The 10,008-nt window shown below is 42.5% G+C and carries 7 protein-coding genes and 2 pseudogenes; 4 read left to right on the top strand and 5 right to left on the bottom strand.

Going from position 1 to position 10,008, the window contains the following annotated elements; translation table 11 throughout:
- Positions 1 to 75 precede the first annotated feature (75 nt).
- The 5 genes and pseudogenes from trxA to HMPREF2887_RS06800 form a co-directional block, all read right to left on the bottom strand.
- The gene (trxA, locus tag HMPREF2887_RS06820; protein WP_003026409.1) at positions 76 to 390 is read right to left on the bottom strand and encodes a thioredoxin; all 315 of its coding nucleotides are present in this window, start codon (positions 388 to 390) and stop codon (positions 76 to 78) included.
- A gap of 208 nt (positions 391 to 598) precedes the next feature.
- Complete coding sequence (locus HMPREF2887_RS06815; protein ID WP_021002133.1) at positions 599 to 2,017, bottom strand: C69 family dipeptidase; 1,419 nt, start codon at positions 2,015 to 2,017, stop codon at positions 599 to 601.
- Between the two features lie 62 nt (positions 2,018 to 2,079).
- Positions 2,080 to 4,409, bottom strand: a pseudogene (locus tag HMPREF2887_RS06810) (endonuclease MutS2).
- Positions 4,410 to 4,469: 60 nt separating this feature from the next.
- The gene (locus HMPREF2887_RS06805) at positions 4,470 to 5,018 is read right to left on the bottom strand and encodes a CvpA family protein (RefSeq protein WP_021002135.1); all 549 of its coding nucleotides are present in this window, start codon (positions 5,016 to 5,018) and stop codon (positions 4,470 to 4,472) included.
- Positions 5,015 to 5,320: a hypothetical protein gene (locus HMPREF2887_RS06800; protein ID WP_003026418.1), complete on the bottom strand. Its 306-nt coding sequence runs from the start codon at positions 5,318 to 5,320 to the stop codon at positions 5,015 to 5,017. Before HMPREF2887_RS06800 ends, HMPREF2887_RS06805 begins: the two co-directional genes overlap by 4 nt.
- A gap of 85 nt (positions 5,321 to 5,405) precedes the next feature.
- On the opposite strand from HMPREF2887_RS06800, the gene rnhC reads away from it, so the two are divergent.
- The 4 genes and pseudogenes from rnhC to HMPREF2887_RS10140 form a co-directional block, all read left to right on the top strand.
- On the top strand, positions 5,406 to 6,296 hold the full coding sequence (rnhC, locus tag HMPREF2887_RS06795) for a ribonuclease HIII (RefSeq protein WP_021002136.1): 891 nt from the start codon (positions 5,406 to 5,408) through the stop codon (positions 6,294 to 6,296).
- Between the two features lie 3 nt (positions 6,297 to 6,299).
- Positions 6,300 to 6,914, top strand: coding sequence for a signal peptidase I (gene lepB, locus HMPREF2887_RS06790; protein ID WP_021002137.1), 615 nt, complete (start codon positions 6,300 to 6,302; stop codon positions 6,912 to 6,914).
- 383 nt (positions 6,915 to 7,297) lie between these two features.
- A complete protein-coding gene (locus HMPREF2887_RS06785) occupies positions 7,298 to 9,652 on the top strand; it encodes an SF1B family DNA helicase RecD2 (RefSeq protein ID WP_057489824.1) in 2,355 nt (784 codons plus the stop codon).
- Positions 9,653 to 9,722: 70 nt separating this feature from the next.
- Positions 9,723 to 10,008, top strand: a pseudogene (locus tag HMPREF2887_RS10140) (transposase); the annotation flags it as partial.

Genomic DNA, 10,008 nt, shown 5'->3' with positions numbered 1-10,008 from the left:
TTCTGATTACCAGAAAACTAGTTTTGTTCGCTTTGTATATTTGAGGTCGGACTTTTGTCCCAGCCTCGTTCTCTTTTAGCTCAATTCGGCTACAATAGCTTTTAATTGTTCTTTGGTATGAACACCGACAACTTGCTTCACCACTTGCCCATCTTTTTTGAAGATGAGGGTCGGGATTGACATGATTCCAAATTCACTTGGTGTATTTGGGTTGGCGTCCACGTCCATTTTGAAGATTTTCAATTCGTCTTCATGCACTTCTTCGGCTAATTTTTCCAAAATCGGTGCCTGCATGCGGCAAGGACCACACCATGCTGCCCAAAAGTCAATGAGGACAAGTCCGTCTTTTGTTTCTTCTGCAAAATTTGCATCTGTAACTGCTGCTACCATATTGTTCTCCTCTGACGATGACCAATGTCATCGCTCTATTTCATTTCTTGACATCATTCTACACTAAAAGGAAGCATTTGCAAAATATTTGCTACGGAGCGAAAAACTCCTCCGCAGATTAGTATTCAATAATTTTCCAAAAACGAACTTCTATTCGTTAGCAATTACTTGAGACGAAGCATTTGTAGGGGCAGAATGTGCTACGGAGTTAGTCGCTCAAAGAAAAATGATTGGTCATCAGATTGCTGGCGTCTAGCAGGATTTTATTCAGAAGTTGGCCCGTTGCTTCTTGAATTTTATCGCTTAGGGCTTGATTTTCTGCTTCGAAGTCAACTATTTCTCCTTTTTCCAAGGCACAATCCACGCGCCCTAGCATTTCATGTCCCAAAGCCATGGTCGTTTCTTGGTAATCATCCAAATCTCCCAGATGACTAGAAAAATGCGCGTCAGCCAAAGCTGCAATTAAGCGATTGGTCCAGTAGAAGGAATCCGTCGAAACCTTGTCCGTCGTGTTGGCAAAGTAGGCTGGTGTTGTAGAGACTTGGGTAAAGAAAGGCACGGCTGTATTGTAAGGCATAGAGCCATAGGACAACCATTGGATGCCCGTCGTTTCCTGTGGTTTATTGGGTCTCAACTGCAAGATAGATGTTTGACTTGTGCGGTTAATCCCAATCGTGCGGAAGGTCCGCTGACTGTGATGACTGCCTTCTAAGCCATAAGGGTCATAAGGAGAGTCTTGGTAGTGGCTGCTAAGGACATACTTGACATCTTCAATCGTGATTTTACGGTAGGGTTTTTGACACCAAGGAAGGAAAAAGGAGCGCGGGTCTTGCTCAATTTCTGGATTGAGAAAACGCTGAATATCCCAAGCACGCGGTGTATTGTAATGGCGGTCTTTGTCACGCTGGCTACCAAAAGCATAGCGCGGATTGAAAGATTCCCCGTCATAGTTGAGATTCAAATTATTGCGACGAATAAAGTCTTTCAAATCAGGATCACAGAGGAAATATTCGGGATTGTCAAACTCAAAATAATCCATTCCCAGCTGATTCGGATTGGTTACATAGGCGTCATCGGGCACCCGGCGAGCTAGCCAATGATGTCCACCGATTGTCTCCAACCACCAGATTTCATTCACGTCAGAAAAGGCAATCCCGTTTGACTCATAGGTGCCGTATTCTTCAAGAATCTTCCCTAAACGCAACACACCCTCACGCGCCGTTTTGATATAAGGCAACACCAAGGTCAGCATGTCTTCTTCTCCGATACCAGTCACCACCAAAGGATCTGCTCCCAGCACTCGGCTATTCGTGGTAATCGTCTCTGTCTCGCTCATGGCTACATTGTAAACATTGATACCAGCTTCACCCCAAATCCCGTCTTTTGCAAGAGCGTCCGGTACACTGGTGTAGCGAACTGGATTGTCCGGCAAATCTATCTCAAAGCTTGATAGTACAGACTTGTAATGCCGCGGCTGATCTTCTGGGTTAACAACAATAAATTTCTTGGGCGTAAATACACCATTTTGTGAATCTTCTGTACGTGCAATCATAGTTGAACCGTCATAACTCGCTTTTTTCCCAACCAGAATCGTTGTACAAGAATCTTGTATTCCTTTTTGTCTCATAAATATTTCCTCTTTTCAATCTTTCTTCTTTATCATGAACAGTTTTGTTCACCAACTCTGCATTACTTAAACACCACAATAGTTGCTCCGCTACCCCCAGCATTTTGCGGTGCATAGCCAAAACTCTTGACATGCTTATTGCGACGGAGATATTTGGTGACGCCTTCGCGAATGACGCCCGTCCCGATCCCGTGAATAATATCCACCTGTGCCATATTGTTGAGCAAGGCTTGGTCGATAAAGGTATCCAGCTCTTGCATGGCTTCTTCATAACGTTTTCCTCGCAAATCCAGTCGAGCTCTTGGTCCGCTTGTGGTTGTTCGTTTCACCACATTGACCTGCTTGCGCTTAGGCTGTTCTTTTTCAGCTTTGAGCAGGTTAAACTCTGCTTCCTCCAAGGTCATCTTGATGAGTCCCACCTGTGCTTCCCAGCGACCGTCTTTGAGCTGATTGACAAGCGTGCCTCTCTGACCGTAGCTAATCACCAGAATATCGTCTCCCACTTTTGGTTTCCGTGCTTTTTTGGCTTGTTTTAACACTTTATTCTGTGACAAGTCCACCGTTTCCGGAGCTAATTTTTTCAGCTGGCTTTTGGCTTCAATAATTTCGTGCGGTTTGAGACTGGATTTAGCATGTAGATTTTTGAGAATCATATCACTCTCGGTCAGCGCCACATCAATGATTTCCTGCGCTTCCAGCCTTGCCTTATTTAGCTCAGTTTCTTTTTCCCGATTGAACTCATTGTAGAGCTTTTTAAGAGCACGGTTAAATTTGAGATTTTCTTGCTCCACTTCTCGGATATTATCCAACCGCTTGCGGCTTTCCAAGGTCTGCTCTTCCAAGCGCTCAATAACGCGATTGACATCGCTGTCCGTGTCAGTCAATTCTTGAGCATCCTTGACCACTCTATCAGACAGACCTAAACGCCTTGCAATCTCAAAAGCATTGGAGCGACCCGGCACTCCCTGCATAAAACGATAAGTTGGCCTTAGGCTTTCTGTATCAAACTCCATGCTGGCATTTTGCACTCCCTCAGTCTCAATCCCATAGACCTTAAGCTCTGGATAGTGGGTCGTTGCCATTGTCTTGACCTGTCGCAGTCGCAAGTCTTCAAGAATTGCCATAGCAAGAGCTGCACCCTCCTGCGGGTCGGTTCCAGCTCCAAGCTCATCCAAAAGCACCAAGGCATTCTCATCAGCCTGCTCTAAAATAGAGACAATGTTCGTCATATGGCTGGAGAAAGTCGACAAACTCTGCTCAATAGACTGCTCGTCTCCAATGTCCGCAAAGATTTGGTCAAAAATCCCCACTCGACTCCCTTCATCTGCCAAATAGGCAGGCCAGACTGTGCCATAAGCTGAGCCAAGCCTAGGGTTTTGAGCATAATGGTCTTTCCGCCTGTATTGGGACCAGTAATGACGATTTCCGTTAAATCCGATGCAAAGTACAAATCATTAGCCACTGCATTTTCTATCAGAGGATGAGCAACATGGAGCAGTCGAATATCCTGACGGTCAGACAGCTTGGGTACTACCGCTCCTCTCTCCTGCATAAAGCGCACCTTAGCTCGAACAAAGTCCAGATGTCCAATAATCCAAGCATTATTAGCAATTTCAGCAATATGAGGACGTATGCGGTCAGACAACTCTTGTAAAATCCGCAAAATTTCATAGCGCTCGTCTGCCCGTGCATTGGTGATTTCTTCATTGAGATTGACCACCGCCCGCGGCTCGATATACACCGTGTTTCCACTAGCAGAAATATCATGCACCACGCCTGAGATACGATGGCGGAATGTATTTTTGACCGGCAAAACATTGCGACCGTTTCGACTGGCTACTACTTGATCTGCTAGCATATCGCCCTTGGTTTTGAGGATATCTTGCAAAATATCTCTCACTTGAACTTCATTTTCTTGAATTTTCCGGCGAATGCGAGCTAAATTGTCACTCGCAAAACTTTCAACAAATCCGCCCTCATTGATAGCCTGCAACGCTCCTTGCAAGCTCGGAAAAGAAACCAAATTTTCAAAAAGCCGATTCAATCTTTGCAACTCAACATTTTCCAAATCCTCATAAAAATCAGTCAATTCTTGCGTGACAGCCAAAACCCGCTTCAGAGCGAGAAATTCTTCAATGTTTAAGTTGCCTTCCAGCTCCAAGCGCTTGGTCAAGCCCGTAATGTCTTGGGTCGCAGCCAGACTGAAGTGAGGACGCTGTACAAAAATCTGCTGCATGTCCGTCATTTCTAAAAATGCTGTTTCCAGCCTTTCTTGTTTATTGGACGGGAACAGCTGCTGCAGCTCCAAGCACCCTTGTTCTGTCAGAAGATAGGGTTCAAAGAGCGCCTTGATTTTCCAAAATTCTAACGTTTCTAAAATTTTTCTATTCATATTCTTATCTTTCCTGATGAAAAAGAAACTCAGCTAGCACCACCAACTGAGTCTTTGTATTTATCCGATGATTTTGGTCACCCAGAGTTGTTTCAACATTCCTGAAGTAATTGGTGTGTGACTGATGATAAATCGAGCTAAACCACTGGCATTGAGATGATTTTGAACAAGTGGTAAGGGAATCGTTGCTAAAACGGTCAGCAGCATTTGAATTCCAAATAAAGTGACGCAAACAGCTAAAGCACCACTAGCAACATTGTACCAACGCTCATTGGCTTTCTTGTTTGGCACTAAGTGAATAAAAATCCCAATAAAACGGGCTATGCTATAAACAATCGTGTAAATGACTAGATAAGCCAGACCGGCATAAAAAACCTTGTCCAACTGGAACAATTGGCTGCTGGGAAAGAAATAGGTAAATGTTCCTTCCTGTGCACTAGCGTAGGGAACTAAAAGATTGATTTGTTCACCTAGAGATTGGTACAGTTGCCCTGCAATAATTGTTGAAATAACCGCCGAAACAGTATAATAAGCCTGCAAAACAATCCCACGCGAATAGCCAATGTAAAAACTCCAAGCCAAAATCAGCAAAATTACCAATGAAATCATAGGGTCCCCTCTTGCTCACTAACCTTTTGCTTGTTGGCTTCTAACACTTTTTTACGAAGTTCTTCCAGCTCTTGCTCCTTGTCATCGAACTCAATCTCACGTGACAATTGCGTCGCTAAACTATTGACTGCCAGCAAAATAGCTAATGTTTCATCATCTGCCGCAGGCATCTTCTCTTTAATTGCGTGATATTTTTCTGTTGCAACCTTTTCAACTTCTTCCATGAATAAATTATCGTGTTCTGTTGTTAAGGTTACACTCTTCTTTCCGAAAGTAAATTTGTATCGATTTAAGTTTGCCATAAAATCACCTCAAAATATTATACCAAAAGGAAGCGATTTTGTCAGTTTTTAAAGAAATTTATAACTTTTATGGTACAATAGCAATATGGAAAGTATTACCTTACAACCCAGTGAGAAACAAATTCAAGATTTTGTTGCCCACTACCAGGCACAGCTTGTTTCTAGTAAAAATCCTTATATTCGTTACCTTTTTAAGCTTGATAAGGCAACTGCCTCCATCTACACTTCAGGAAAAGTCCTCTTCCAAGGAGAAAACGCAGAGCAGGCAGCACAATTTTTTGGCTATCAGTCTTCCAGAGAAGAAACGACAGCTCCTCAGCAAAATTGTCCTCTTATCGGGACAGATGAAGTCGGCAACGGTTCTTATTTCGGCGGACTTGCTGTTGTGGCATCTTTTGTCACAACAGAACAGCATAGGTTTCTACGAAAGCTGGGAGTTGATGACTCTAAAAGCCTAACAGACCAGAAAATCAGGCAAATCGTTCCTTTGTTAAAGGAAAAGATTCAGCACCAAGCTCTGCTATTGTCCCCCCAAAAATACAACGAAGTCATTGCTTCTGGCTACAATGCGGTGTCTGTCAAGGTTGCTCTTCACAATCAAGCCATTTATCTGCTCTTGCAAACGGGAGTGCAGCCTGAAAAAATTGTTATTGATGCCTTCACAAGTGACAAAAATTATCAGAAATACGTCAAACAGGAACGCAATCATTTCTCAAATCCTCTCACTTTAGAGGAAAAAGCGGAAGGAAAATACTTAGCCGTAGCAGTCAGCTCCATGATTGCACGCGACTTATTTTTAGAAAATCTTGAAAATTTAAGTCAAGAGCTCGGCTATGAATTGCCCAGTGGAGCAGGAGCAAAGTCCGATAAAATCGCAAGTCAGCTTCTTCAAGCCTACGGCATAAAAGGCTTAGAAGCGAGTGCAAAACTGCATTTTAAAAATACTGAAAAAGCGAAGAAACTTCTAGAAAGGTAAGTTATGCAAACAAAATCAACTACTTTTTCAAAATTTATGAAAGAATGGGGATTGTTTATCCTCTTCATGGCCGTTCTTTTCTTATCACGCGCCTTTCTTTGGGTTCCTGTCAAGGTAGACGGGCATTCAATGGATCCAACCTTAGCTAATGGAGAATATCTATTTGTTGTCAAACACTTGCCTGTCAATCGCTTTGATATTGTCGTTGCAAGTGAAAAAGACGAAGATGGAAAAACCAAGCAAATTGTCAAGCGGGTGATCGGTCTTCCTGGAGACACTATCCGCTACGAAAACGACCAACTATATGTAAATGGCAAAAAGGCCAACGAACCTTATCTTAAAAATTACCTCGCGAAGTTTAAAGATGATAAATTGCAGGCAACCTATTCCTATAACAGTTTCTTTCAGTCTTTAGCAGATAAAGCTCAAGCCTTTACGCAGGATGCAAATGGGAACACTAGCTTTACCATTGAAGTTCCAAAAGACGAATACCTGCTTTTAGGAGATGACCGTCTTGTCTCAAAAGACAGCCGTCAGGTGGGAACATTTAAAGCCAATCAATTGCAGGGCGAAGCAAAACTCCGTTTCTGGCCTTTGAATAGAATCGGCACTTTCTAATCCCAAACAAGTCTATTTTAATTCGTTGGAGCTGGGCAAAAAGTATTCCAGCTTCTATCAGATTTAGGAATAAACGAATAACGCAGCTTCAACAATTTAGTGAATTGTTGAAGGCGGGAAATCAGCCTTGCATGGCAAGCCACCGTGATTGCTCAAAGCACTGCTTTGAGGTGGCAGATAAAACTTGCGAAGCAAGTATCAAAGCTGTTCGCTTTTCAAGCTCGGAAGAGCATCTTTGACGAAAACTTCGTTTTCTTCATCTGCAACCTTAAACAGCTTGATAACTGTTTAAGCACCCTTGCGGGGGTGGGACTACGAACTAAAAATTTTCAATTTTTAGTTCTGCCCCACTCCCATTCTTTTAACATTGATACAGGAAGATGATGGAATTTTACTTTTCAGGCACCATTGAACGCATTATTTTTGAAAATCCCAGCAGTTTCTTTCGGATTCTGCTGTTAGATATTAACGACACCGATGCAGATTTTGATGATTTTGAGATTATTGTCACGGGCACCATGGCGGATATTATGGAGGGCGAAGACTACACTTTTTGGGGAAATCTCGTGCAACACCCTAAATATGGTGAACAACTCAAAATAACACGCTATGAGCGTGCAAAGCCAACCAGCAAAGGCTTAGTCAAATATTTTTCAAGCGACCATTTTAAAGGGATTGGTGTAAAAACAGCGCAAAAAATCGTGGATCTCTATGGCGACAACGCGATTGATAAAGTCTTAGCAGAGCCAGAAAAATTAAAGAATATTGCAGGTCTTTCTGCTAAAAACCGTGAAGCCTTTCTCACAAAACTAAGACAAAATTACGGCACCGAGAGAATTCTTGCCAAGCTATCTGAATACGGTATCCCGAACAAGCTTGCCTTTCAGATTCAAGATTTTTACAAAGAAGAGACTCTCGAAATTGTCGAACACTATCCTTATCAGTTAGTGGAAGATATTCAAGGAATAGGATTTAAAATTGCCGACCAACTGGCGCAAAGCTTAGGAATTGAAAGTACTGCTCCAGAGCGTTTTCGTGCTGGGTTGCTTCACACGCTCCTAACCCAGTCTATGGAAAAAGGCGACACTTATCTTGAAGCCAAAGAACTTCTAGAACATACGATTGAGCTCCTCGAAAGTTCCCGTCAGATTGAGTTAGACCCAAGTTCTGTTGCGGATGAGCTGGCATATTTGATTGAAGAAGATAAAGTTCAAAATGTTGATACAAAGATTTTTGAAAACAGTCTCTTTTTTGCCGAAGAAGGGATTCGTAGCAATCTCTTGCGCATTTTAGAAAAAGGGAAGCAAAACAAATTTGAACCGGAAAAAATCGAAGCTGCTATTACTCAAATCGAAAATGAGTTTGCCATTTCCTATGATGTGACTCAAAAACAAGCAATTTGTGACGCTATCAATCACAAAATTTTCATCCTAACGGGTGGTCCCGGAACAGGAAAAACGACCGTCATCAATGGAATCATTGCTGTTTATGCTCTGCTGCATGGGTTGGATTTGCGCAAATCTCAAGATTTGCCTATTCTTCTAGCCGCTCCAACTGGGCGTGCTGCCAGACGCATGAATGAATTAACAGGGCTTCCAAGCGCAACGATTCATCGGCATTTAGGCATGACAGGAGACGACGACACCAGCCATTTAGACGATTATTTGGACGCAGACTTTATTATTGTCGACGAATTTTCAATGGTAGATACTTGGTTAGCCAATCAACTCCTCAGCAATATCTCTTCCAACAGCAAACTTCTCATTGTCGGAGATGCTGATCAGCTGCCTTCTGTCAGCCCCGGACAAGTGCTGGCAGATTTACTGAAAATCCCTCTTCTTCCACAGACCAAATTAGAAAAAATTTATCGACAAAGCAAAGACTCCACTATCGTCAACTTAGCCAGCCAGATTCAAAAAGGCATTCTGCCACCTGATTTTATAGAAAAAAAGGCTGACCGTTCTTATTTTGAAGCGCGTAGTGAACATATTCTGCAGATGATTGAACGTATTGTAGAAGCTGCTATCCGCAGTGGCATTCCAGCTCAAGATGTGCAGGTACTTGCGCCTATGTACCGCGGACAGGCTGGGATTGACCACATCAATCAACTCATGCAAAATCTAATCAACCCTGCCGAAAAAGAACAACTCGTCTTTGAAGCAACGGATTGCCAATACCGACAAGGCGACAAGGTGATTCATCTGGTCAATGATGCGGAAAGTAATGTCTTTAACGGCGATTTGGGTTATATCACTGATTTGCTGCCAGCCAAATATACTGATTCAAAACAGGACGAGTTGACTATCAACTTTGACAGCAATGAGATTGTTTATCAACGCAGTGAATGGTATAAAATTCGTCTGGCATACGCTATGAGTATCCACAAATCTCAGGGTAGTGAATTTCCTGTAATCATTTTACCGATTACATCCAGCAGCCACCGTATGCTGCAACGCAATCTTATCTATACTGCTATCACCCGTGCCAAGAGCAAATTGATTCTTCTTGGGGAAAAGTCTGCCTTTGACTTTGCTGTCAAAAACACTGGCACAGCTCGCAATACCTATCTAATCCAACGCTTTTCAGACCTCCTAACTGATGAAAAAGTTATACACACTTCTGTGAATAATTTGGAAACAACTGTGGAAAAATATATCTTGACTGAGGAAAATTTCTTGAAAATCAACCCTATGATTGGAATAACGGATGAGGATATTCAAAGTGTTTTTGGAGAATGATAGAAAAAAGTGGCTCTTTGTCAACTGTAGTGGGGTAATGAAAAGCTAAGATTGAGAGAGGATGAGATTCGTTCTCTCCATCTCTGGTATCGCTGAAACAACAGCCACCTCTATCATAAGCGAATTAGGAGATATTCGCCGTTTTCAGTCTGCCAATCAAATCAACGCCTTTATTGGAATTGATCTCAGACACTACGAATCTGGAAACTTTCTGGCTTAAGAACACATCACCAAACGGGGCAATCCTCATGCCAGAAAAATTCTCTTCAAGACCATTCACAACATTGCTTCGGTCAGTCATACCAAGCCCTATCATATTGCGGACTTTTATGAGAAACGAAAAAGACAATCGCAGA

The organism is Streptococcus sp. HMSC071H03, from assembly GCF_001813035.1.
Classification (GTDB): Bacteria; Bacillota; Bacilli; order Lactobacillales; family Streptococcaceae; genus Streptococcus; species Streptococcus anginosus.
The sequence above is the reverse complement of the archived record's forward strand: the minus strand, read 5'-3'. Positions and strand labels throughout refer to the sequence as shown.

Bases quoted from the DNA above. Each gene is read 5' to 3' on its own strand.
- trxA (WP_003026409.1), bottom strand. From the start codon at position 390: ATGGTAGCAGCAGTTACAGATGCAAATTTTGCAGAAGAAACAAAAGAC.
- HMPREF2887_RS06815 (WP_021002133.1), bottom strand. From the start codon at position 2,017: ATGAGACAAAAAGGAATACAAGATTCTTGTACAACGATTCTGGTTGGG.
- HMPREF2887_RS06805 (WP_021002135.1), bottom strand. From the start codon at position 5,018: ATGATTTCATTGGTAATTTTGCTGATTTTGGCTTGGAGTTTTTACATT.
- HMPREF2887_RS06800 (WP_003026418.1), bottom strand. From the start codon at position 5,320: ATGGCAAACTTAAATCGATACAAATTTACTTTCGGAAAGAAGAGTGTA.
- rnhC (WP_021002136.1), top strand. From the start codon at position 5,406: ATGGAAAGTATTACCTTACAACCCAGTGAGAAACAAATTCAAGATTTT.
- lepB (WP_021002137.1), top strand. From the start codon at position 6,300: ATGCAAACAAAATCAACTACTTTTTCAAAATTTATGAAAGAATGGGGA.
- HMPREF2887_RS06785 (WP_057489824.1), top strand. From the start codon at position 7,298: ATGGAATTTTACTTTTCAGGCACCATTGAACGCATTATTTTTGAAAAT.